The sequence below is a fragment of the Pseudomonas sp. RIT-PI-q genome (assembly GCF_001297125.1).
Taxonomy (GTDB): domain Bacteria; phylum Pseudomonadota; class Gammaproteobacteria; order Pseudomonadales; family Pseudomonadaceae; genus Aquipseudomonas.
In genome coordinates this window covers 83,762-109,100 of record NZ_LHPC01000034.1, presented here as the reverse complement: position 1 = coordinate 109,100, position 25,339 = coordinate 83,762, and the positions used below count along the sequence as shown (strand labels likewise).

The 25,339-nt window shown below is 57.9% G+C and carries 17 protein-coding genes; 9 read left to right on the top strand and 8 right to left on the bottom strand.

Going from position 1 to position 25,339, the window contains the following annotated elements:
- The first annotated feature begins 10 nt into the window (after positions 1-10).
- Together AEQ67_RS18055 and AEQ67_RS18050 are read left to right on the top strand one after the other, a co-directional pair.
- On the top strand, positions 11-3,193 hold the full coding sequence (locus AEQ67_RS18055) for an efflux RND transporter permease subunit (protein WP_059405196.1): 3,183 nt from the start codon (positions 11-13) through the stop codon (positions 3,191-3,193).
- Positions 3,190-4,611: an efflux transporter outer membrane subunit gene (locus AEQ67_RS18050; protein WP_059405195.1), complete on the top strand. Its 1,422-nt coding sequence runs from the start codon at positions 3,190-3,192 to the stop codon at positions 4,609-4,611. Before AEQ67_RS18055 ends, AEQ67_RS18050 begins: the two co-directional genes overlap by 4 nt.
- Positions 4,612-5,457: 846 nt before the next feature.
- Here AEQ67_RS18050 and AEQ67_RS18045 read toward each other — a convergent pair.
- From AEQ67_RS18045 to AEQ67_RS18035, 3 genes are read right to left on the bottom strand one after another with little or no spacing between them, the layout of a single operon-like run.
- Positions 5,458-6,423: an efflux RND transporter periplasmic adaptor subunit gene (locus tag AEQ67_RS18045; protein WP_059405194.1), complete on the bottom strand. Its 966-nt coding sequence runs from the start codon at positions 6,421-6,423 to the stop codon at positions 5,458-5,460.
- A 4-nt stretch (positions 6,424-6,427) separates the two neighbouring features.
- Positions 6,428-6,628, bottom strand: a complete 201-nt coding sequence (locus AEQ67_RS18040; RefSeq protein WP_059405193.1) for a DUF1656 domain-containing protein — start codon at positions 6,626-6,628, stop codon at positions 6,428-6,430.
- Positions 6,618-8,765: an FUSC family protein gene (locus tag AEQ67_RS18035; RefSeq protein WP_059405192.1), complete on the bottom strand. Its 2,148-nt coding sequence runs from the start codon at positions 8,763-8,765 to the stop codon at positions 6,618-6,620. Before AEQ67_RS18035 ends, AEQ67_RS18040 begins: the two co-directional genes overlap by 11 nt.
- 344 nt (positions 8,766-9,109) lie before the next feature.
- Between AEQ67_RS18035 and AEQ67_RS18030 the strand changes: the two genes are divergently transcribed.
- The 7 genes from AEQ67_RS18030 (at position 9,110) to AEQ67_RS18000 (ending at position 18,497) form a co-directional block, all read left to right on the top strand.
- Positions 9,110-10,165 (top strand): HEAT repeat domain-containing protein, encoded by a 1,056-nt coding sequence (locus AEQ67_RS18030; protein WP_059405191.1) that lies wholly within the window; start codon positions 9,110-9,112, stop codon positions 10,163-10,165.
- Between the two features lie 227 nt (positions 10,166-10,392).
- On the top strand, positions 10,393-11,895 hold the full coding sequence (locus AEQ67_RS18025) for an ATPase domain-containing protein (RefSeq protein ID WP_059405190.1): 1,503 nt from the start codon (positions 10,393-10,395) through the stop codon (positions 11,893-11,895).
- A 14-nt stretch (positions 11,896-11,909) separates the two neighbouring features.
- A complete protein-coding gene (locus AEQ67_RS18020; RefSeq protein WP_059405384.1) occupies positions 11,910-13,562 on the top strand; it encodes a response regulator in 1,653 nt (550 codons plus the stop codon).
- A 418-nt stretch (positions 13,563-13,980) separates the two neighbouring features.
- Positions 13,981-14,952, top strand: a complete 972-nt coding sequence (locus tag AEQ67_RS18015) for a hypothetical protein (protein ID WP_059405189.1) — start codon at positions 13,981-13,983, stop codon at positions 14,950-14,952.
- A 75-nt stretch (positions 14,953-15,027) separates the two neighbouring features.
- Positions 15,028-16,107, top strand: a complete 1,080-nt coding sequence (locus AEQ67_RS18010) for a hypothetical protein (protein ID WP_059405188.1) — start codon at positions 15,028-15,030, stop codon at positions 16,105-16,107.
- On the top strand, positions 16,097-17,200 hold the full coding sequence (locus tag AEQ67_RS18005) for a mandelate racemase/muconate lactonizing enzyme family protein (protein ID WP_059405187.1): 1,104 nt from the start codon (positions 16,097-16,099) through the stop codon (positions 17,198-17,200). Before AEQ67_RS18010 ends, AEQ67_RS18005 begins: the two co-directional genes overlap by 11 nt.
- A gap of 58 nt (positions 17,201-17,258) precedes the next feature.
- Positions 17,259-18,497, top strand: coding sequence for an ATP-grasp domain-containing protein (locus AEQ67_RS18000; RefSeq protein WP_059405186.1), 1,239 nt, complete (start codon positions 17,259-17,261; stop codon positions 18,495-18,497).
- A 129-nt stretch (positions 18,498-18,626) separates the two neighbouring features.
- Here AEQ67_RS18000 and AEQ67_RS17995 read toward each other — a convergent pair whose 3' ends face one another.
- The 5 genes from AEQ67_RS17995 to AEQ67_RS17975 form a co-directional block, all read right to left on the bottom strand.
- Positions 18,627-19,004: a response regulator gene (locus tag AEQ67_RS17995; RefSeq protein WP_059405185.1), complete on the bottom strand. Its 378-nt coding sequence runs from the start codon at positions 19,002-19,004 to the stop codon at positions 18,627-18,629.
- 77 nt (positions 19,005-19,081) lie between these two features.
- A complete protein-coding gene (locus tag AEQ67_RS17990) occupies positions 19,082-20,263 on the bottom strand; it encodes a hybrid sensor histidine kinase/response regulator (protein ID WP_059405184.1) in 1,182 nt (393 codons plus the stop codon).
- Positions 20,257-20,847, bottom strand: a complete 591-nt coding sequence (locus AEQ67_RS17985) for a chemotaxis protein CheB (RefSeq protein WP_059405183.1) — start codon at positions 20,845-20,847, stop codon at positions 20,257-20,259. Before AEQ67_RS17985 ends, AEQ67_RS17990 begins: the two co-directional genes overlap by 7 nt.
- Positions 20,844-21,659, bottom strand: a complete 816-nt coding sequence (locus tag AEQ67_RS17980; RefSeq protein ID WP_059405182.1) for a CheR family methyltransferase — start codon at positions 21,657-21,659, stop codon at positions 20,844-20,846. Before AEQ67_RS17980 ends, AEQ67_RS17985 begins: the two co-directional genes overlap by 4 nt.
- 13 nt (positions 21,660-21,672) lie before the next feature.
- A complete protein-coding gene (locus AEQ67_RS17975; RefSeq protein ID WP_059405181.1) occupies positions 21,673-25,164 on the bottom strand; it encodes a response regulator in 3,492 nt (1,163 codons plus the stop codon).
- Positions 25,165-25,339: the final 175 nt, after the last annotated feature.

The following is a 25,339-nucleotide window of genomic DNA, read 5'->3' as shown; positions in this document are numbered from 1 at the left end:
GATCTCTACGATGAATTTTTCCCAATTCTTCATTTCACGGCCGATCTTCGCAGCGGTACTGTCGCTGCTGATCCTGATCGCCGGCGCCATCTCGCTGTTCCAGTTGCCGATCAGCGAATACCCGGAAGTGGTGCCGCCGACCGTTGTGGTCCGTGCCAACTTCCCGGGTGCCAACCCTAAAGTCATCGGTGAAACCGTGGCCGCTCCTCTGGAGCAAGCCATCACCGGCGTCGAGAACATGTTGTACATGTCCTCGCAGTCCACCGCCGACGGCAAGATCACCCTGACCATCACCTTCGCGCTGGGCACCGACCTGGACAACGCTCAGGTGCAGGTACAGAACCGCGTAACCCGGACCGAGCCGAAACTTCCCGAGGAAGTGACGCGCATCGGTATCACCGTGGACAAGGCCTCTCCGGACCTGACCATGGTGGTGCACTTGACCTCGCCGGACAAACGCTACGACATGCTCTACCTGTCCAACTACGCCTTGCTCAACATCAAGGATGAGCTGGCGCGTCTGGGCGGTGTCGGCGACGTGCAGCTGTTCGGCATGGGCGATTACTCCCTGCGGGTATGGCTCGATCCAAACAAGACCGCTTCGCGCAACCTGACCGCCACCGACGTCGTCACGGCTATTCGTGAACAGAACCGTCAGGTGGCTGCTGGTGCATTGGGCGCGCCACCTGCGCCAAATGCCACCGCCTTCCAGCTGTCGGTCAACACCCAAGGTCGCCTGGTTTCTGAGGAAGAGTTCGAGAACATCATCATTCGCTCCGGCGACAACGGTGAAATCACTCGCCTGAAAGACATTGCTCGCGTCGAACTGGGCTCCAGCCAATACGCCCTGCGTTCCTTGCTGAACAACCAACCGGCAGTGGCGATCCCGATCTTTCAGCGTCCGGGTTCGAACGCGATCGAGATCTCCAACGAAGTGCGGTCGAAAATGGCCGAGCTGAAAAAGAACTTCCCGGAAGGCATGGACTTCAGCATCGTCTATGACCCGACGATCTTCGTGCGCGGCTCCATCGAAGCGGTGGTTCACACCCTCTTCGAAGCACTGATTCTGGTTGTTCTGGTGGTAATCCTGTTCCTGCAAACCTGGCGCGCTTCGATCATTCCGTTGGTGGCGGTGCCGGTTTCGCTGATTGGTACGTTTGCGGTAATGCACTTGTTCGGCTTCTCGCTGAACGCCCTGTCGCTGTTCGGATTGGTATTGGCCATCGGGATCGTGGTCGATGATGCGATCGTAGTGGTGGAGAACGTCGAGCGGAACATCGGACTGGGACTGACGCCGGTGGAAGCCACCAAACGGGCCATGCGTGAAGTGACCGGCCCGATCATCGCCACGGCGCTGGTGCTGTGTGCGGTGTTCATCCCGGCGGCCTTCATCTCCGGGTTGACCGGGCAGTTCTACAAACAGTTCGCCCTGACCATTGCGATCTCGACCGTGATCTCCGCGTTCAACTCGCTGACCCTGTCGCCAGCACTGGCGGCCGTATTGCTCAAGAGCCACGACGCGCCGAAAGACCGTTTCTCCAAGGTCCTCGACAAGATTTTCGGTGGCTGGTTGTTCCGTCCGTTCAACCGCTTCTTCGACAAGGCCAGCCATGGTTATGTCGGCACCGTCGGCCGGGTAATCCGCAGCAGCGGTATCGCCCTGCTGCTGTACGCAGGCTTGATGGTCCTGACCTTCTTCGGCTTCTCCAACACCCCGACCGGTTTCGTACCCGGCCAGGACAAGCAATACCTGGTGGCCTTCGCGCAACTGCCGGATGCCTCGAGCCTGGACCGTACCGAAGACGTGATCAAGCGCATGTCCGACCTGGCCCTGAAACAGCCTGGCGTGGAAAGTGCGGTGGCCTTCCCCGGCCTGTCGATCAACGGCTTCACCAACAGTCCTAACGCCGGCATCGTGTTCGTGACCCTGAAACCGTTCGATGAGCGTAAAGACCCGAGCATGTCCGCCGGTGCGATTGCCGGTGCGTTGAACGGCCAGTTCGCCGGGATTCAAGAAGCCTACATGGCGATCTTCCCGCCGCCGCCGGTACAAGGCCTGGGCACCATCGGTGGTTTCCGCCTGCAGATCGAAGACCGGGGCAACCTGGGCTATGACGAGCTGTACAAAGAAACCATGAACATCATCAACAAAAGCCACAACGTACCGGAACTGGCCGCGCTGTTCACCAGCTACACCGTGAACGTGCCGCAGGTCGATGCCGCCATCGACCGGGAAAAAGCCAAGACCCACGGCGTGGCCGTCAGCGACATCTTCGACACCCTGCAGATTTACCTGGGTTCGCTGTATGCCAACGACTTCAACCGCTTCGGTCGCACCTATCAGGTCAACGTTCAGGCTGAACAACAGTTCCGTCTCGAGCCGGACCAGATCGGTCAGCTGAAAGTGCGCAACAACAAAGGCGAGATGATCCCGCTGGCGACCTTCATCAAGGTCAGCGACACCTCGGGCCCGGACCGCGTGATGCACTACAACGGCTTCATCACCGCTGAAATCAACGGTGCGGCAGCCCCCGGCTACAGCTCCGGCCAGGCCGAAAAAGCCATCGAGAAATTGCTCAAGGAAGAACTTCCGAACGGCATGACCTACGAATGGACCGACCTGACCTACCAGCAGATTCTATCCGGCAACACCGCGCTGTTCGTGTTCCCGCTCTGCGTATTGCTGGCGTTCCTGGTACTCGCTGCACAGTACGAAAGCTGGAGCCTGCCACTGGCGGTGATCCTGATCGTACCGATGACGCTGCTGTCGGCCATCACCGGTGTGATTGCTTCGGGCGGCGACAACAACATCTTCACCCAGATCGGCTTGATCGTTCTGGTGGGACTTGCCTGTAAGAACGCGATTCTGATCGTCGAGTTTGCCAAGGACAAACAGCAGGACGAAGGTCTCGGCCCGCTCGCTGCGGTACTGGAAGCTTGCCGTCTGCGTCTGCGGCCGATCCTGATGACTTCCTTCGCGTTCATCATGGGTGTTGTGCCTCTGGTGTTCTCCAGCGGTGCCGGTGCCGAAATGCGTCACGCCATGGGTGTGGCGGTGTTCTCCGGGATGCTCGGGGTGACCTTCTTCGGTCTGTTGCTGACGCCAGTGTTCTACGTATTGATTCGTAACTTTGTGGAGCGCGGTGAAAAGCGCAAAGCGGCCAAGGCCCTGAAACTGGAGTCGCAACAATGAGCCTGAAAGCTTTCCTGCCGAGCCTTCTGGTACTGGCCCTGAGCGCCTGTGCCGTCGGCCCGGACTACAAGACCCCAGCCACTGAGCCGGCCAACATCACCACGGCCACCGATGGCGCTGCCGGGCAGAAGAACTTCGACCGCTCGCGTTTCGAAGGCATCTGGTGGCAGCAGTTTGAAGACCCGACGCTGAACCAGCTGGTGACCGAGTCCCTGAAAGGCAACCGCGATTTGCGCGTCGCCTTCGCTCGCTGGAAAGCGGCCCGGGCGATTCGCGATGACGTCAGCAATGACGCCATGCCGACCATCACCAGCCGGGTCAGCAGTGATCTGGGCAAAGGGCAGATTCCTGGCCAGACCACCAAACGGGTCAACAGCGAACGCTATGACCTGGGCCTGGACATGGCGTGGGAGATCGACCTGTTTGGCCGTATCCAGCGCAACCTGGAATCCGCTGATGCCGAACAGCAAGCGATCGAAGCCGATCTGTACCAACTGCAAGTCACCATGATTGCCGAACTGGTGGACGCCTACGGTCAACTGCGAGGTGCGCAACTGCGGGAAAAGATCGCCCTGGCTAACCTGAACAACCAGCAGGAATCGCGCAAGATCACCGAAAGCCTGCGTGATGCCGGCGTCGGCGATCAGCTTGACGTGGAACGCGCCGATGCACGCCTGGCGTCCGTCGAAGCCAGTGTGCCGCAATTGCAGGCTGAGCAGGTTCGGCAGAAAAACCGTATCGCCACCCTGCTGGGTGAACGTCCGGACAAGCTGACCGTCGACCTGAGCCCGAAAGATTTGCCGGCGATTGCCAAGGCTTTGCCGATCGGTGACCCGGGTGAACTGCTGCAGCGTCGTCCGGACATTCTCAGCGCCGAACGCAAACTGGCTTCGGCCACCGCGCGTATCGGCGTGGCCAAGGCGGATCTGTTTCCACGGGTCAGCCTTAGCGGCTTCCTCGGCTTCACCGCCGGGCGCGGATCGCAGATCGGTTCCTCGGCGGCCAATGCCTGGGCGCTGGGCCCAAGCATTACCTGGGCCGCGTTCGACCTGGGCAGCGTGCGAGCGCGTTTGCGTGGCGCCGATGCGGATGCCGAAGGCGCCCTGGCGACCTACGAACAGCAAGTGTTGCTGGCCCTGGAAGAATCGGAAAACGCTTTCAGTGACTACGGCAAACGCCAGCAACGCTTGATCTCGTTGATTCGTCAGAGCGAATCGAGCCGCGCCGCTGCCAACCTGGCGGAAATTCGCTACCGCGAAGGCACGGCAGACTTCCTCGTCCTGCTCGATGCTCAACGCGAACGTCTGGCTGCTGAAGACACCCAGGCCCAGGCTGAAGTCGATCTGTATCGCGGCATTGTCGCGATTTACAAAGCCCTTGGCGGTGGCTGGCAACCAGAAACCGTCGCCAGCAAGTAACGTTTTAACGAGCCCCTTTGGTTGGCCGCAACCAACCAATTTCTTTGCCCTGCGCCTCATTCGGTCGCGGGGCTTTTTTTTGCCCGAGAATCGCCCATCCCCCTGTAGGAGCTGGCTCGCCAGCGAAGGGTTCCTAGAGTCTTGCATCGACCTTGAGGATGTCTTCGCTGGCAAGCCAGCGCCTACAGGGGATCGTGGGTGCCGCGCTATGTAACGTTTTAACGAGCCCCTTTGGTTGGCCGCAACCAACCAATTTCTTTGCCCTGCGCCTCATTCGGTCGCGGGGCTTTTTTTTGCCCGAGAATCGCCCATCCCCCTGTAGGAGCTGGCTCGCCAGCGAAGGGTTTCTTGAGTCTTGCATCGACCTTGTGGATGTCTTCGCTGGCAAGCCAGCTCCTACAGGGGATCGTGAGTGGCCGCGCTATGTAACGTTTTAACGAGCTCCTTTGGTTGGCCGCAACCAACCAATTTTTTTGCCCTGCGCCTCATTCGGTCGCGGGGCTTTTTTTTGCCCGAGAATCGCCCCTCCTCCTGTAGGAGCTGGCTCGCCAGCGAAGGGTTTCTTGAGTCTTGCATCGACCTTGTGGATGTCTTCGCTGGCAAGCCAGCTCCTACAGGGGATCGTGGGTGCCGCGCTATGTAACGTTTTAACGAGCCCCTTTGGTTGGCCGCAACCAACCAATTTTTTTGCCCTGCGCCTCATTCGGTCGCGGGACTTTTTTTAGCCTGCTCAAAGGGCAATACAAATCCCTGTGGGAGCGGGCTTGCCCGCGATGACGGTTGCACATTCAACATTGATGGCGGCTGACCCACCGCTATCGCGGGCAAGCCCGCTCCCACAGGGGGTTAACGGTGATCCTCCGCCCTACGTGTTTCGTCGACTGTCACGGTGGCGGTGGTTCCGGCGCGCAGGCTGTTTTTGCCGGCGTAATCGGCATCGATCTGTATCCGCACCGGCACCCGCTGTGCGAGTTTGACCCAGGTGTAGCTGGGGTTGATGTTGGCCAGTAATCGACCGCCCGGCAGGTTCCCCCGGTCGGCAATGGCGAAGGCAATGCTTTGGACGGCCCCGCCGAAGGTCTCGCCGCTCATCAATTCGATCCTGACGTGGTCGCCCTCTTTTATACGTGGCAGCTTGGTTTCTTCGAAGTAACCGCTGACATAAAACGAGTCGCTGTCCACCAGGGCCAACAGCGCGCCACCCGCAGTGGCATAGTCACCCTGGCGGGTCAGCAGATTGGTGACGTAACCACTGACGGGCGCTACGACCCGGGTACGCTGCAAGTCGAGTTCAGCCTGGGTCAATGCCGCAATGGCCAGTTGCACATTGGCCTGAGCCAAACCGAGGTTGGCCTGGTTACGCAGCAACTCGGCCTGGGCCACGGCCACATCGGTGCTGGATTTTTCCCACTCCTCGCCAGAAATCGCGGCGCGTTCCTTGAGGGTACGACGTCGGCGTTCCTCGCTCTGACGCTGCCTGAGCAGCGCTCCGCTGGCGACAATCGTCGCTTCGGACTGCCCAAGGGAGGCTTTCGCGACTTCCACTGAACGCCGGGCATGTTCCACCGCCAGGGTGTAGCGCGCCGGGTCGATCTCCAGCAGCAACTGGCCTTTGTCCACGTGTTGGTTGTCCTGCACGCCCAGGCTGACAATCCGCCCCGCAACATCGGCGGACAACGTCACCACATCGGCGCGCACCCGCGCATCGCGCGTCCAGGGCGCGCGGGTGTAATGCTCCCAGGCGAACCAGCCCAGCACAAAGGCCAGCAATACCACCGCCACGGTCGCGAGTCGGGAAAGGATCTTCTTCAACGCATCAAGCTCCCATCACCAGAATCAGCGTCGCGCAAACGCAGGCGTACAACGCGCCTTCGAACAAAGCTTCATGCCAGACAAACCGCAGCACACCCAAGCGGCGCAGGATCCAGTCCAGCAACAGGTAAATCGGCAACGCCAGCAGCAGCGCCTGGGCAATTGGCGGCAAGTAGACGCCACCCACTTCCAGATCAATGGGCAAGGGCCGGTACTCCTTCCGCGTCTGCGGATTGAAAGTGCATGCGATATCGCAGCAAAAACGACACCACGATCAGCAACGCCACGCGCATCCTGAATACCGACCACAGGTGTTCATGAACGTCTAAATGCAGGTCGTCCATTTCATCGCCCAGGACACGCAAGGTTTCGAGCAATTGCTCAAGATCAATCCCGGGCCGCCCGGCGATCAATCGCCCTGTTTCACGGACCGCACCCAGCAAACGGTTTTTTTGTTCCGTGCTCAGCAACGTATTGCTTTGCCCCTGTTGCCTGAGCTGGTTCAACGCCACACCCAGTGCCATGCAGCCCAGGCTGACTTCGTACAATTCGCTCGATTGCTTGTCGTGGGTGGCCGGCAATAGTCCCAACATCATGGTCAAGCGATCGACCATGCGACTTTCAAAGGCAAATTGCTGCTCATCGGTGGCCGGTGTCTTCAATAAAGCGTAGACCTGCTCGCAGTTCTCATTGAACAGCCGGCGTATCCGCAAAACCGGCCTGAACGGGAAGATCAGGGTGTAGACACTTAAGGCCAGGGACGCTGCGCAGATGTACGCACCGGCAAACTCGAACCACTGAATGGCGGTGTTCTGGCCGACGCCGACGTTTTGCGGACCCAGCAACAGCATTGTCGTGAGTCCAAGACCAATGCCGGTGCCAGTGGTGGGTGGACTGGACAGCCCCACTGCGACGGCATACAGCAAGGGGGCCAACAGTAAAGCGAGTAGCTCGAAGTTGCTGATCATCGGTATCAGCAGGAACAGATACAGCGCCGACACCACCAACGCCAGGCCCAACCCTCGGGCAAAACTTTGGCTGGCCAGCAACGGTCGCGGAAAAGTTGCCATCAGCGAACAGAGAATCCCGACCACGATCATCCCGCCACGCGCCCCGTCCCAACCGGTCTCGATCCAGATCAGACCGGCCACCAGCAACGCGGTAAATGCCCGGACCGCATTCATCGAGGCCAGGGTGAAGTCCAGGTGCAAGGGGTTGTCCTGGCCGCGAAACATGCTGCTCGCCGGACGCCCATCCTGGATCGCGTCGCTCAGTTCCAGTATCTGCGCCAGTTGTTCAAGCATCCGCGCCTGTTCCCAGCGCAGTGCCCAGGCCAGAGAACGCAGCGTTGCAGGCATCGTCTCGGTCAGTTGTTCGGCCTTGTAGGCCTGGTCATCGAAGCGCTGCTGCAACGCCCCGAAATGGTGACGAGCCTCGGTTGATAATGAACGTCCCTGCCGGGCCAAATCGTCGAGAAAGACCAACTCTTCGGCGCGCAACAGCTGGATCTCTTCCGGCAATGCGCCCTGCCAGCGCTCGGCCAGCAACTCCCGTTGGTGGCGCAGCGCCGTCAGCCGCGAGGTCAACAGCACCAGCTGATTACCGAGCAACTGCACCAGCCCGTTAGCGCTACGCAAACGTGGGGCATCGTAATACAAATGGCGACGGACACCTTCCAGAGCGCTGATCGCGCCGAGTAGCTGCATTTGCCGCCGTTGGAACTCGGCCTCGCTTTCTTCGGTGCGGATAACGGCGGCAGCGTGGGTCGCTAGCAGCTTGATCACTTGATCGATCTTGGCAAAGTAATCCCGGGCCACGGCTTCCGGTCGGGCCGTAAGAAGGCTGACCACGCACACACAGGCCACCGCCAGCAGCGTTTCGGTTACGCGGGTGACAGCCAGCAGGAAGGTGCCGTCCTGATCCGGCACCGCCAGCAACGCCACGACCACCGCCGTATAGCCACTCAAGACAAATGCCTGGGAACTGGTGTAGCGCAGCAAGGTGCCACCGGCGGTACACAGCGCCAACCACAAGGCCAGGGTGATGATGAAAGGCATCGGCGCCTGGGGAAAGATCGCCATGATCACCACCGCCACCGCCGCGCCCAGTGTGGTGCCGATCCCTTGGCCAAAACTCCTCGCCAGGACCATGCCGCCCAGTGGCTGGCTGATGATCACCACGGCCATGATCGACCATTTGGGCTGGTCGAGGTCAAACAGAAAAGCCAGATACAGCGTCAATATCCCGGCCGTGATGGTTCGCAAGGCAAACAACAACACCCCTGGGCCCGGGCTGAGTATTGCCTTGAAATATTGAAGAAGCGGTTGCATGGGAGCGCTCATCGAGACATCTCCAGCAAGCGTAGTCATTGCTTCGATACCTCGACAGGTTTCAATGTCCCGGCCCCGTAGGAGCCGGCTTGCCGGCGAAGGCGTCAGCAATTTCGATGCAAGACTCAAGGCCGCCTTCGCTGGCAAGCCAGCTCCTACAGAGTCAGCTCGCCCCCCCCTGTAGGAGCCGGCTTGCCGGCGAAGGCGTCGGCATTTTCGATGCAAGACTCAAGGCCGCCTTCGCTGGCAAGCCAGCTCCTACAGTGATGTATTGGACGAAGTCAGGGTTTGACTCACGGCCGTGCCTGACCGAAGCTGACGGCTTTGCAAAAGCTTGCCAGCTCCCGGATTCCTGCATGTCCCAGTCCCGCCGCTACCTGATCATCAGCCTCTGCGTCCTGTTTGCCATCGGCCTGGCCTGGTTGTTCCTGCGCAGCTCAACTCCGGTGGTGCCGGAGGCGATCAAGCGCGGCTTCACCGAAGCCCTGAACCAGGCTCGCGCAGGTCAACCGGGCGCGGCGCGGGTCCTGTATCAGCAGTTGGCCCGCCCGGATATCTCACCCAAACGGCGCATCTGGCTGCACGCCGAACTGCCCAACTACCCCAGCTCCGTGGCCCTGAAACTGGCCGATGCGGACTTGCAACATGAGTCGCCGGACGTGCGCATCGCAGCCATCAAAAGCATCAGCGGGCTAGTGCCTAGCGGGCAACGCAGCTTGTTGCTCGGGCCATTGCTCGATGACAGCGACCAGAAGGTCCGGTTTGCCGCAATCAATGCGCTGCTGGGGCTTTCGCCGGATGATCTTGGCCTGTACTTCGGGCCGTTGCAGCAGGCGATCGACACTTGGGAACAGGTGCTCAAGAGCGCCCCTGAAAGCGCCGACAACTACTATCAGCGCGCTCGGCTACACCTGCACAATGCCGAGTTGAAAGAGGCCCAAGAGGCCCTTGAACAGACGTTGCGTCTCGACCCCGGCAACCTTCCGGCGCTGGTAATGCAGATTGAAGTGCTGGATAAACAGGGCCAAAGCGATGCTGCCCGGCAATTGTTGGCCAAACAGTTGAAGGCTCAGCCAGATTCCGCCTACCTGCAACATGCCCTGGGGCTCTGGTTGCTGCATCACGGCCAAAGCGAATTCGCCCTGCTGGGCCTGTCCAAAGCCGTAGAACTGGAGCCCGACAACAAAGATTACCGCTACGACCTTGCCACCACATTGCACGGTGAGGAAGAGCTGGAAGCGGCGCAGAAACAGTTGCAGGAAATCGTCCAGCGCCACCCGGCCGATCGCAAGGCCCGAGTGCTGTTGATCAATTACTGGAAAGAAAGCGGACAGCTACAAAACGTGCAAATCCTCCTGGCACAACTCGAGCAACTCAACCCGGACGATCCAGCGCTCCAACAAGGCCTATAAACAACCACTCCTGTAGCAGCTGCCGAAGGCTGCGTTCGAGTGCGCAGCGCTCGTCATCGGTTGACCGGCGGGCGCTGCGCACCAGAACGCAGCCTTCGGCAGCTGCTACAGATTACGTAGAAGAAAGGTTGAACCGTCGTCTCGGCCAAGGGTCAAGTGATCAGGTAGTCCATTTCAGGCACTTCAGGCCTGCTGCCTCGCTTCCCCTAGTCATGAGAGGGCATTTTTTGTCTACATCTAACGAGTTGTTCAGTGCAAAAGCCGCCACCGGCATCGAAGGTCTGGATGACATCCTGGCCGGTGGATTGTCCCGCGGCCATGTGTTTTTGCTGGAGGGTGAACCCGGAACCGGCAAAACCACCGTCGCCTTGCATTTTCTGTTGGCCGGCGCCCGAGCCGGCGAGCGCTCGTTGTATATCACTCTGTCAGAAACCGAGCGGGAGCTGCGCCAGGGCGCGCTGTCCCACGGCTGGGAGCTGGATGAAAACATCCATATCTTCGAGCTGACACCGCCGGAAAGCCTGCTCAATGCCCAACATCAGCAAAGCCTGCTGTATTCCTCCGATCTGGAGTTGGGGGAAGCGACCAAGCAGATTTTCGAAGTGGTCGAGCGAGTCAAGCCGACCCGCGTGGTGCTCGACAGCCTTTCCGAAATCCGTCTCCTGGCCCAAAGCTCGCTGCGCTACCGGCGCCAGATCCTTGCGATCAAACACTACTTTGTGCGCTATGACGCCACCGTGGTGTTGCTCGACGACCTGACCACCGAATCCCTCGACAAGACCGTGCACAGTGTCGCCCACGGGGTGATTCGCCTGGAGGAACTGACCCCCAACTATGGCGCCGAGCGTCGGCGGATCCGCGTGGTCAAGTACCGCGGCCAGAAGTACCGTGGCGGCTTTCACGACTTCACCATCATGGGCGACGGCGTACATGTGTTCCCACGCCTGGTGGCTGCCGAACACCGAGGCATATATACCCGGCAGCAATTGACCAGCGGTATCAAGGAAATGGATGCCCTGCTCGGCGGCGGCATCGAGACCGGCTCCAGCACGTTGATTCTCGGCCCGGCCGGTACTGGCAAATCGTTGATTTCGATGATCTTCGCCGCAGCCGCCGTGGCCCGGGGCGAAAAAGCCGCGCTGTTCATTTTCGATGAAGAACTGGGGCTGCTGTTCGAACGCATGAAAAACATGGGCATTGATCTGAAAGCCCTGCAAGACACTGGCAACCTGCTGATCGAACAAGTGGATGCGGCGGAATTGTCCCCCGGCGAGTTTTCGCACCGGGTACGTCGTTGCGTCGACGAGCGCGACATCAAGACCGTGGTGATCGACAGCATCAACGGTTATCAGGCCGCAATGCCCGAAGAGAACGCCCTGGTGCTGCACATGCACGAGTTGCTGCTGTACCTCAATCGTCGAGGCGCCGCGACGTTCATGACCGTCGCCCAACATGGGCTGGTCGGCGACATGCAAGCCCCGGTGGACATCACTTATCTGGCCGACACGGTCATCCTGCTGCGTTACTTCGAAGCGCTGGGCAAGGTTCGCCGGGCGATTTCGATCATCAAGAAACGTACTGGCAGCCATGAATCGACCATTCGCGAATACCGCATCGGTTCGCGGGGCATGACCATTGGTGAACCACTGGAAGCATTCCAGGGCGTGTTGCGCGGCGTCCCGACGTATCTGGGCGCGAGCAATCCACTGCTCGGGGATGAAACCCAGTGATTGCCCAGGAAGCGATGTCCGAGCGCGCGATCATTCTCGCGCCGCTGGGTCGCGACAGTCAGATTGCGCTGATGATGCTTAACGAAGCGGGTTTCGACGGGGTGATCACCCAGGATCTGATCGGGCTTTGCTTCGAGTTGCAACAAGGCGCCGGTTTACTGCTGATCTCCTCCGAAGCCCTGTTAAGCGGTGAGCTTGAGCCGCTGCTCGAACTGATCGAGCAACAACCGGCCTGGTCGGACCTGCCCATTGTGCTGATGACCTACCATGGCGGCCCGGAACAGAACCCGGCCTCGCGATTCGGTCCGCAACTGGGCAATGTCACCTTTCTCGAACGGCCTTTTCATCCGGTCACGTTGATCAGCCTGGTGACCACCGCACTGCGCGGCCGACGACGACAGTACGAAGCCAGGGACCGGTTGATCGACCTGAGTCAGAGCGAACTGCGCCTGCAAAACACCCTCGAAACCCTCGAACAGCAGGTCGAAGAACGCACCGCTCAGTTGCGACATAACGAAGAAGCGTTGCGTCAGTCGCAGAAAATGGAAGCGGTCGGTCAGCTCACTGGCGGTATTGCCCACGACTTCAACAACATGCTGACCGGCATCATCGGCAGTCTGGAACTGCTGCGCCGGCGCCTGGCCCGTGGGCGCGTCGAAGACCTGGACAGCCTGATCGATCTCGGCGTGACGTCGGCCAATCGTGCGGCGGGCTTGACCCACCGCTTGCTGGCGTTCTCCCGTCGCCAATCGCTGGATTCGAAACCCGTGGAAATGAACACTCTCGTGGTCTCCATGGGCGAACTGCTGCAGCGCAGCATCAACGAAAGCATTCAACTGGACATGCAGCTCAGTGAGCCATTGTGGGTGGCCGAGGCCGACCCCAACCAACTGGAGAGCGCCCTGCTCAATCTGGTGATCAATGCACGCGATGCCATGGCCGCCGGTGGCAAGTTAGTGGTGAAAACCTGCAACCAACATCTGGATGCTGGCTTCACCGCCGCCCACAGCAACCTTGATCCGGGTGATTACGTGGTGCTGAGCGTCACCGACACCGGGTGTGGCATGCCACAAAGTACGATCAACCGAGCATTTGATCCGTTCTTCACCACCAAACCGATCGGCCAGGGCACCGGTCTTGGGCTGTCGATGATCTATGGCTTCAGCAAGCAATCACGCGGGCATGTGGCCATCGACAGTGAAGTCGGCAAAGGCACCACCGTGAGCCTCTACCTGCCCCGTTTCGGCGGCGACGTGCCTCAGGACAAACCGGTCGACGTGCCGCACGCGCCGTTCGCACAAAATGGCGAAACGGTATTGATCGTCGAAGACGACCCGGCGGTGCGGGTGTTGGTCAGTACGGTGTTGAGCGACCTGGGTTACGCGTTCGTCGAGGCTGGCGATGCCGACAGCGCGGTGCCGATTCTCGATTCCGCGCAACGCATCGATCTATTGATCAGCGATGTCGGGTTGCCTGGTATGAACGGCCGGCAACTGGCGGAAATCGGTCGGCAGTACCGGCCTGACCTCAAGGTGCTGTTTATCACGGGCTACGCCGAACACGCAGCGGTGCGTGGTGGCTTCCTTGATCCGGGCATGCAAATGATCACCAAGCCATTCACCTTCGATCTGTTGACGGCGAAGGTGCGGGAGATGATCCGCGTATAAGACGCCACTCTCCAGAATTGAAACGCAGCTTCAGGACCCCATCAGCGCGCCCACGGACCAGGTTCACTTTTCGCGCCCATAGGGGTCGCTGACGGCTGCGCTAGAGCGGTAGCACAGTAACTGGCAGCGGATCGCGAGGCTGAACCTGTCCCTTACTGGAACGGCCAGTCCCCTTGTTTGATCGCCACGAATCCGGTTCGCACCGTAATATTTATACATTAATTTTGTATTGCCTTACTTTCGCCTTCGGGTCCAACCTTAGAAACGATATTAATGGCGGCAAGCTCAAAGAACATCAACACACAAGTTAAACCACTTGGTTTCTGTTTAAAATTTAAATACACCACAGCGCAATAAAAACCTGTATGCGCTACGCGAGGTATGGATACCTCTCAACTCGTTTTAAAAGGGACTTTAAATGGAATTGACTCCGAAGTTCATACACAACCAGCTTAGTCATGAGCGAGTTCACACACGGGACGTAGGATATATCTGTGACCCGGTCGAAGTCTGGTGGGCAAAACACCGGCCCGACCTGTCAAATCACGCCTTGAAGTTACAGCTCATTTCCCTGTTCAGCGATACATTGCGTGAAGACGACAAGCGTTACTTTGATAGTGTCGGAAAAAATGGCGTTTCAGCGGTATGCTTGACAGGCGTGTTCCGAACGGACGATTACTGCCTCGCATTTATCGTTCACGAAGCACTGTGCGAGTTATTCCATCTTCGGGACATCAAGTACCCTTATGAAAATCATAAAGCGATATTTCTGAAAACAAATGCCGAACAGTATCGAAACTGGGGAAATGGTTATGGCGAAATCACGCCTCACTCCGATGACTTGTACGAAGTTGAATCAACCGATCTTCTCGCATTAACAGTATGTCGCGACAAAACTTGCACGCCGACACAGTATTTTCTCGCAAAAAATATTATTGACTGTCTCAGTGACACAGAGCTAAGGCAACTTGCGCAAATGAGCGCACGCTTTCGATCGGGAAAAAACGTTGAACTCTCGAAAAGCCATGAGCGAAAACTGATCCAGTACGATCCAACCTATGGAATACAGGTTAACCTCGACTTCCGTATTGATACTGATATCGGCGCGCGTATGGTGCCAACCAACCCTGTCGACAGGCAATTGATTCAAATCATAAGGCAGCAAATACCGTCGTGGACCCCAACCTGTTCAGCTGCTTCCACGGGGACCTTTCTTATTTTAGCGAACCATAAGGTGCTGCATGCCCGTCCCGTTTTGAATCTGGACATTCATACCGCAACCACTCATGCACGGAGGACAAAGCTCAACGAAACACCCCGCCTGTTGTTTCGTAGCAAAGGACCGAGACACAATTTGTCTTTAGCCCCCGGATATGACGCGTATCTCTAAAGCAATCAACAGTACGGTCTTCACTTCAAATCAGAAGCACATCGTTGTAGCCAACCGTCAATACAAGGATATCCAATGAAAGGAGCCTTCATCGTTCGACTGATTATTGCGACTTCGCTCTACACGATTCTGGGTCGCGCTACCGTCTGGTTTGATCCCGTTTCGAATGCAATACTTGTTTTCGGCAGTCGTTTTTTTCTGGTTCTTTCGCCGTTCTTTTTTGCGCACTTCAAGGCTAACGCAATCCTGGCAGCCACATTATTAGCCGCGTTGGGTGCTGTATTGCTCCTGCTCCCAGGCCAGATATTCCTCATTGCGGGAGCGATATGTCTGGCGACCGGTGTTAGCGTGGCGGGTTATCTGATTAGAGCTTACGCCTCCGAAAATATTGGTGCAGCGGCGCGCAACAAGGTTGCCATAAACTCCGGCGTCATCCTTGCCGGCATCGCTCTTTCAATTCCAGACCAAAGTAACACTGTTATAGCACTGACAAGTTTCATACTTCTGCTACTGGCAGCGTATGTGGCTCGAAATATCGTTTCCTCTCGACCCCGGGTCGAATTACCCGCCGGAAGCACTGCGTCCCGATCCATTCAATTGGCGTGGGTGCTCCTGGGTCTAACAATGGGCATCAAACTGTACAGCCCGTTTACCCTGCTTCCCCAATATATTGTGTCAACAACTGGATCACTCGCCCCGTGGTATGGAATGGTTGTCTTGGCCAGTAGCGTCTTCATCGTCATTCTTCAAAAGCCGGTTATCCGCGTTATGGGCAAGTTCGCCGGTGACAGAATTTCGATGATCACCACGTGGCTGGCGATGTTCTGCGGCCTCTGCGTAATAGCGCTGCCCGGGCCTTTCCATGCAGCGACATTCACCGGCGCACTTGTGTGGGTAATGATGCTTTCGCTAGTTGAATGTTTTGCCAGTTACCTGGACGTGTTTGGAGCGAAAGACAATTGTCTTTTTATCAAAGAGCTTGCAGTCGGGGCTGGCGGAGGACTCAGCGCCCTGGTCTCACGATACGCCCCTCCGGAAATATCTGGCCCGATACTGGCACTGACCGGGATGGCTTTCATGGTGATCGCCGTGATGATCATCCTGAACTCAAGTTCGGCTTATCGACCGAAACTCAGGAAATACGATGCGAATTAAAAGAGTTTCCATCAGTTTGCTGCGCATTCCCCTTCGAAAACCGTTTGTGTCATGCCTTCGGCGTGTTGAATACATCGAGGACGTGGTCATCGAGATAGAGACGGATTGCGGCTTGCGTGGCTACGGAGCAGGTACACCCTCTTTGCGAATGAACGGCGAAAGCGTCGATTCAATAACATCGGTCGTAAAAAACGTATTGGCACCCACCTTGATGGGCAAGGAAGTTTCGAAGTTCGAAGCGATCCTGACGTCGATGGATCATTCCATTGCCGGGAACGCGGCCGCAAAAGCTTCAATCGACATAGCGCTACACGACCTTATGGCTCAAGCCGCCGGGCTACCGCTTTATCGTTTCCTGGGCGGTGACAGCCAGCAGATCACCACGGGCATCTCGATTTCCCACAACACGCTTGATGAGATGGTGAGCGACGCTGCTACCGCTGTCAGCAACGGTTTCACTACCTTGAAGCTTAAACTCGGCTCCGAGCAGGGTATTGAGGACGACCTCCGACGGGTCCGCGAGATCCGCCGCTCGGTTGGGGAAGCTATTGAAATCGGCGTCGACGCCAATCAGGCATGGAGTGAAAACGATGCGCTGAAATTTGCGGAACAGGTCGACGCTATCGGAATGAATCTGTCTTTTATAGAACAGCCTGTGCTGTTTACCGAAAGGTCCAGCCTTGGTCGAGTCACCGTCGCCTCGCGTATTCCTGTGCTGGCGGATGAGAGTTGCTCATCGCTACTTGACGCAGCCGATCTGGTAAATCACGGGATTGTAGACGGGCTCGCCATAAAGCTGATGAAGCTGGGGGGCATCCGCTCCGCAAGATCGGCTTACGACCTCGCTCGCCTGCACACCAGGATTTGTGCGGCGACATGTCTCATGGAGTCTCCCATCGCGATAGCGGCAATGGCGAGTTTTTGCTCAGGCAGGCAGTTCAGGTTCATCGATCTCGACGCTATGGCGTTGATCACTCACAACCCCGTTATCGGGGGCGCGACGATGTCGATGAACACGCTTCTCTTGAGTGACAAGCCAGGTCTGGGAATACAACGAATCGAGGGCTTGGAGCCGGTGCTCAGTATTAGCTGACGTGCGGCTATCGGAGCCGAATACGTTCATTGCGCCCCAATCAAAGGATAAGACCGACATGGAAAAATGCTTGATCGTCGTTGGATACAACAACGTCCGTATTTACGACATCCCCAAAATTCAACGAGCTTGCCATCAATTCTTCAACGCGAAGTTACTACTTGTGACAGAAAAGGTCGAAGAAGCCGATCGTCACGCCGCCGATGCAGTAGTCGCCTGCGCCCTTGGGAATGACACCGTAGAAGCGTCCACTCGATGGGTGTGCGCAGAGCTTGATCGGCTTGAGCTCAAACCCATCGGCATCCTGCCATTTTCAGACCGTGGCGTACTGCTGGGCGCGTCACTGGCAAAGCATTTCGGGCTTGCTGGAATAGCGCCGCACGATGCACTTGCAGGCCTCGACAAGTACGCCTTTCGCAACCGGGACGCGCAAAGCACAGCTCACGTTCCAGGATACAAACCTGTTCGTTGCGTTCATGTACGATCAAAAGCGCAGTTCCAGAGCACTGTAGCTGAGTTCGGCGGGCGAGCTTTCGTCAAGCCGGTGAACGAAGGAAACAGTCGTGGTTGCCATGTCGTACCCTCCATCGAACACTGCGACATCATCTGGTCAGACTTGAGGCAATATCACGACGGTGGAATTATCGTCGAAGAATTGATCGAGAATGCTCAAGAGTACAGTTGGGATTACGTGGCGGGATGCTCGTGGATAACGGAGAAACATACGACAACGGGGCTGTACCGCGCAGAAATACAACAAATTGTGCCTGCACCATTGTCAGAGGATGTCCGTCGTCAAATTGACGCAGCAGGGAATCACATGCGGCGACTGCTTCCAGACGGCGGTGCCTACCACAACGAAATATTCTCGCGCTCCGGACTCACTGCCGCAGTAGAAACAAACCTGCGGCCAGCCGGCCTGCACATTTGGGACCTGGCGGCGTTGTCGTTCAACAATCTGAATCCTTGGGAGATCTGGGTGCGCTGGGCTGTCACTGGCGTTGTCGCCGAGAGGTCGCCGGACCCACTGTGCTACTCCGGTATTCGGCTGATCAAAGCACCGGCGTCAGGGGTTTTGACTGCGCTACCAGATATTGGGCAGATCGCGGCCGAACTCGGAATCGACGTGCGAGATTATCGATATACGAAACAACGTGGAGCGCGCGTCACGGATACCCCTCAGGACAACTCAGACTTTCTGGGTGAAGTCATCAGCTGTTCCACTGAGTACGCAGATCTCTGCACGCAGCTGCTTGAATTGACGTCGACGATTGAATCCAGGGTGAGCATCGCTTGATGGGCGGACTCTCCCACTGGTGAGTCACATCCGCCGCGTCTGCGATCTTCTGATTTTCAAGCCTTTCAAAAGATCGCAGTTCACGGCGGCTCCCACACGCAGGTGTGGGGCCGAAATTCCCCGACGGTCTTACGAGAGCATTTCCTGCATCAGCTCTTGCAGCACATCCAGGTCAAACGGTTTGCCCAGGATCGGCGCTTTGCGCGTGATCGGGCTGTCGGTCTCGCGGATTTCCTGCGGGTAACCGCTGATGAAAATCACTTTGAGCTCCGGTCGCAGCTTCACGGCGGGTTCGGCGATCTGGACGCCAGAGATTCCGCCCGGCAGGCGGAAATCGGTGATCATCATGTCCAGATGCGGTTTGCTCGCGAGGATTTCAAAGGCCTGCTCGCCGTTTTCGGCCTGCAGCACCCGGTAGCCCTCACCCGACAGATAGGCCGACAGCACCATCAAAATCGAGGGGTCATCTTCGACGATCAATACGACGTCTTGTGCATCTTCACTCATGGGAAGCCTTTGTTCGGTCAATTGCTGCTGATACGACCGTGAGGTCGATCAGAGGTTGCGTTTAACTGGCTGTTTTCCTACAGCGGCAGACAAACGCGAAATAAGGCGCCCTCGCCAATCCGGCTTTCGACGGTAATAGAGCCGCCATGGGCGGACACAATCTGTTCGGAAATAAACAATCCCAGGCCCAGTCCAGCGACGGCGTGTTTTGCCGTGACGCGCTCGAACTGCTGGAAAATACGCTTCTGGTTTTCTTCACTGATGCCGATCCCGAGATCGCGCACTTCCACCAGCGCCTGATGGTTGTCACTGTACACCTTCACGGTGATCGGGCTCTTGGCGCCGTAACGCAAAGCGTTGGTCAGCAGGTTGGAGATCACCTGTTCTATGCGAAATTCGTCCCAACTGCCGACCACCGGCTGCTCAGCGTCCAGGGTTACCGAGGACTCGGCGGCATCGATCTGCGCGGCGAAATTCTGCAATAACCCGCTGACCAGCGCCGACAGGTCGAAGCGTTTTGGTCGGATCGACAGTTTGCCGGTGCGAATGCGCGACACATCGAGCATGTCTTCGATCAAGCGGATCAGGCTTTTGATCTGCCGCTCGTCGCGGTCGACCATGGCGTGCATCTTGTCCAGCGTGAACGCCGAGGCGTTATCCCGGGCCAGGTGCATTTTGCGCAACTGGGTTTCCAGAATCAGGCCATTGAGCGGCGTGCGCACTTCGTGGGCGACGATAGACATGAAGTCATCGCGCATGCGCACCGCCTGCTCCAGTTCAAGCTGGGTACTCTGCAATTGCCTGAGCAGCGCTTCCTGCTCGCGGCGGCTCTGCTCCAGCGCTTCAACCTGCTGCTTCATCGCCTTGCTCTGGCGATAGAGCTCGACGAACACATTGACCTTGCTCTTGACCGCATGGATATCCAGCGGCTTGTGCAGGAAGTCCACCGCGCCGCTTTCGTAGCCCTTGAACGCGTAGTTCAGCTCACGTCCGGCAGCACTGACGAAGACGATTGGAATGTTTTTGGTTTTTTCCGTGCCGCGCATCAACTCGGCCAGCTCAAAGCCGTTCATGCCCGGCATCTGCACATCAAGAATGGCCATGGCGAATTCGTGCTGCAACAACAGCGACAAGGCTTCGTCAGCCGAAAGTGCCTTATAGACCGCACGGTCTTCGCGCTTGATCAGCGCTTCAAGTGCCAACAGGTTCTCCGGCAGATCGTCGACGATCAGCAGTTTGGCTTGGATGTCACTTAGCATGCTCTTCGTTCCAGCTCGACAATCAGACGGCCAATGCCGCGTATAGGGAGAATATGGTCTGGCTCGTGTATATCCAGTGCCGCCAGGGGCATCGTCGCGACCTGGGCTTCGTCCGGGTCCTGCACGATGGTCAGGCCGCCACGACGCTTGACCTGGGCCAGGCCGCGGGCGCCATCCTGGTTGGCACCGGTCAACAACACGGCGGCCAGGGCCGGGCCATAGGCGTCGGCGGCGGACTCGAAGAGAAAATCGATGGCGGGTCTCGAATAGTGCACGCGGGGTTCCAGGCTCAAGGAAAAACTGCGGTCCTGCTCTACCGACAAGTGATAACCGGGCGCGGCGAAATACAGCGTTCCGGCTTCGACCCGTGTCTTGTCATGGGCTTCCAGGACCGGCATGGACACGCGCCGTGCGAAGACTTCAGCCAGATGGCTGCGACGCGCGTCTGGCAGGTGCAACACCACCATGATCGGCAACCCGAAACCTTCGCGCAGTGGGCTGAGAATGGTCAGCAACGCCTCTACGCCACCGGCCGAGGCGCCAATCACAATCGCTTCTATAGTAGGCAGACCCGCATTGTTCATGATTTACGGTAAATCCGTTCTTGTTTGACCAACGGCTCGAACTGGTTGCCGAAGGCCGAAAAATCCAGGGTTTCCTTGCTGCCCAGCACTAAAAATCCACGGTGGCAAAGGGACTCATGAAACAAGCCAAATGCACGATCCTGAAGCTTTTTATTGAAATAAATCAAAACGTTGCGACATGAAATTAATTGAGTTTCTGAAAAGACACTGTCGGTTGCCAGGCTGTGATCGGCGAAGGTCACGTTCTCACACAGCGTCTTGTCGAAAATCGCGTACCCATACGCCGCCGTATAGTAGTCGGCGAACGAACGCTGGCCACCTGCCTGCTGGTAGTTATGAGTGTAGGCGCGGACGTTCTCCATTGAGAAAATCCCTTGCTTGGCTTTTTCCAGCGAACGCGGATTGATGTCGGTGGCGTAGATGATGGTGCGATCGAGCAAGCCTTCCTCGCGCAGCAAAATCGCCATCGAATAGACTTCTTCACCGGTGCTGCAACCGGCAATCCAGATCTTGATCGACGGATAGGTCTTGAGCAGCGGCACCACTTCCTTGCGGATCGCCAGGAAGTGCGAAGGGTCGCGAAACATCTCGCTGACCGGGATCGTCAGCAATTGCAGCAACTGCATGAACGCCGTCGGATCGTGCAGCACTTTCTCCTGCAACGCCGAAATGGTGGCGCACTCGAACTGGCTCAACGCATGCTGGACCCGGCGCTTGATAGAAGCGCCGGAGTAGTCGCGAAAGTCATAGCTGTATTTGAGGTAGATGGCCTCGATCAACAACCGCAATTCGATTTCGGTGTTCTTTTCCACTAAATACGTTCCACTAGATGCGTTCCATCTTCGGTAACCACACGCGAATCAGCGAGAACAGGCGATCCAGGTCGATGGGCTTGGCCAGGTAATCGTTGGAGCCGGCCTGCAGGCAGCGTTCCTGATCGTCCTTCATGGCCTTGGCCGTCACCGCAATGATCGGCAGCTTGCGCCAGCGCGGGTCCTTGCGGATCTCGATGGTGGCTTCGTAGCCATCCATCTCCGGCATCATCACGTCCATCAGCACCAGGTCGATGTCCTCGACTTCATTCAACTTTTCAATCGCCTCACGACCGTTCCGGCCAATGACCACGACTGCGCCTTTTTGCTCCAGCGCACTGGTGAGGGCGAAGATGTTGCGTACATCGTCGTCCACCAGCAGCACCTTGCGACCCTCGAAGACCTTATCGCGGCTGCGCGCGGTCTTGAGCATCTTCTGCCGTTCATGGGACAACTTGGATTCGACTTTGTGCAGAAAGAGTGTGACCTCATCCAGCAAGCGCTCCGGCGAGCGTGCGCCCTTGATGATGATCGAGCGCGAATACTTGCGCAGTTCAGCCTCTTCGTCCCGGGTCAGGTTGCGCCCGGTGTAGACGATCACTGGCGGGAACGAGCAGATATCCTCGGTGGACATGCGCTTGAGCAGGTCGTTACCGAGCATGTCCGGCAGTTTCAGGTCGATGATCATGCAATCGAAAATCGTCGTGCGCAGCAGGTCCAGCGCATCCTGCGCCAGCCCGACCGCGGTGATCTCGATGTCCTCGTCACCGATCAACCGGGCAATGCTGTCGCGCTGCAAGTCGTCGTCTTCCACCAGCAGGATGCGTTTGACCTTCTGAGTCAGCTTGGCTTCGAGACGGGCAAACACGTCCTTGAGCTCTTCGCGGGTGGTCGGCTTGACCGCATAGCCGATGGCGCCCATGTGCATGGCCGCCTCGACACGGTCCTCGACCGAAATCACGTGAACCGGAATGTGCCGGGTTTCGGCGTGTTCTTTCAGCCGCTGCAACACGGTCAAGCCGGAATGATCCGGCAGGCGCATGTCCAGCAGAATGGCATCCGGGATGAACTCCTTGGCCAGGTCGTAACCTTCGTCGGCACCGTGCGCGACCAGGCACTGATAACCCAGCTCATGCGCGAGGTCGTAGAGGATGTTTGCAAAGTTCGGCTCATCTTCCACCACCAGGATGCAGCGGGTGGCGAACGGAGAATGGCTACGATCGTCGTCGAAACGCGGGATATCGACTTCGGCAATCAGCGGCACCAGCGGGGCCGGAGCGGCCTTCGGTGTCACGGCAACCGGCGAGGCTCTCATCGGTTCGACGGGCTCCTCGCCCGGTCCAACGTACTGCTGCGGCAGCCCCAGGGGGAACACACCGCCCTGCCCCGGTTCGCTGGTGACGCTGATGGACCCGCCGAGCAACGCGGCCAGGTCACGGGAAATCGACAAACCCAGGCCAGTGCCGCCGTAACGGCGATTAGTGGTGCCATCGGCCTGACGGAACGCCTCGAAAATACTTTCCTGCTGCTCCTGCGCGATACCGATCCCGGAGTCGCGCACGACAAAAGCGATGCCTTCGTTCGGCTGCGAGGCCACGGTCAGGCTGACCGTGCCCCTTTCGGTGAATTTCACCGCGTTGGACAGCAGGTTCTTGATCACTTGCTCCAGGCGCTGGCGGTCGGTGAAGATCATCAACGGCGCACCGGCCTGCACCTCCACGTGGAAATCCAGCTGCTTGTCCGCCGCCAAGGGCTCGAACATTCCCCGCAAGCCATCCACCAAGCGTGCGACGCTGGTGTTCTCGGGGCGCATGTCCAGCTTGCCGGCCTCGACCTTGGAAATGTCGAGAATATCGTTGATCAGGTTGAGCAAATCGTTACCGGCCGAGTAGATCGACTCGGCGAACTTTACCTGCTCGGCGGTGAGGTTTTCCTGGGGGTTTTCCGCCAGCAACTTGGCCAGGATCAACGAACTGTTCAACGGCGTACGCAGTTCGTGGGACATGTTGGCGAGGAATTCGGACTTGTACTTGCTCGAACGCTGCAACTCTTCGGCGCGTTCTTCGAGCATCAGCTGAGCCTGGTTCAGTTCGGTGTTTTTCAGGTCCACGGTGTCGCGTTGCTCGGCCAGAATCTGCGCCTGCTCGGCGAGCTGTTCGTTGGTCTGCTCCAGTTCGACCTGCTGGGTTTCCAGATGCGCCTGGGATTCCTTGAGAATCCGCGACTGTTCTTCCAGTTCTTCGTTGGCGGTCTTGAGTTCTTCTTGCTGAACTTGCAGCTCTTCGTTGAGCTGTTGGGTTTCGGCCAGCACTTCCTGCAAGCGCTGGCGATAGCGCGCGGCTTCGATGGAGGTGCCAATGTTGCCGGCAATCAGTTCAAGCAATTCGATGTCGCGGTCATCCAGCGTGCGCAAAAAGCCCAGCTCGATCACGCCGTTGACCCGGTCGTCGTCGCTGGTCGGCACCACCAGCACGCTGTGCGGCAAACCTTCGCCGAGGCCGGAGCTGACCTTGAAGTAGTCGCTCGGCACATCGTCGAGGCGGATCAAGCGCGCTTGTTGCGCCACCTGGCCGACAATGCCTTCGCCACTGTAAATCTGTTGCTCAAGCGCTTCCTGTTCACGGGAGAACCCGTAAGACGCGATGCGCTTGAGGCCGCCATGTTCTTCGCGCACATAAATAGCCGCCACGGCGGTGCCGAGGTATTGCGCGCAGAACTGCAGGATGTTGCGGCCCAGCAGATTAAGGGACAGTTGCCCCAGCACTTGCTCGGCCAGTTCGGTCTGGCCATTGCGCAGCCAGGCCTGCTGTTCCAGGCGATGGGCGCTGGCCTGTTGCGCGGCGAGGTTTGAACTGTAACTTTGCGAAAGCGTGAGCAGATCCCGACGCCCGATGTAGGCCAGTAGCGCGCTGATAGCCACAATAAACAACAGATAAAGGCTGATGCTCCAGATCGTGGTGTGGCGCACATCATCATTGCGCGTGGCGCGCAACTGCTGCTCCATATCGATCACTTCTTCGAATTGCTTGCGGATCTCATCGGTCAAGCGTTTGCCACGCCCGGCCTTGACCGCGCTGCGGTAATCACCGCTGGCGCGCTGCAATTCGATCATTGATTGGGCGTAGTTGCCCCATTCGTCCTGCAAGGCCTGAAGCCGATGCAGTCGGTCGGTTTGCACCGGGTTGTCTGCGGTCAGTTCAAGCAAGGTGTTAACCGCGACCGCGACCCTCGGTTTCGCCGTTTCGTAGGGTTCGAGGAATTTTTCGTCACCCGTGAGCAGGAAACCACGCATCCCGGTTTCCAGATCGACGGTCAGCTTCACCGCTTCGTTGGCGTTATTGATCACCCGGTCGGTGTGCTCGACCCACTGGATCACCGACAGCAGATAAGTGATCAGCGAGACAAAGAACACCGCGCTGAGCACGCCGACGCCCAACGGCAGGCTGACGTTGCGGCTCAGGAGTTTGCGGAATCGTTGCTCATCAACCGAAGACGCAGAGGTCATGGGGAAGCCTTGTCGAACTGTTGAAAACCAAGGAGTTTGCCCCAAAAGTGGCACATTGATCCAATTATCTGACACATTTTCGCGCAAAATCCTACATTCCGCAGCGACAGCCCAAGGGAGCGGTTATCCTTGCCGGCTCTTGTGCGGCTATTCTTTTTTCAACCGCGTTGGGAAC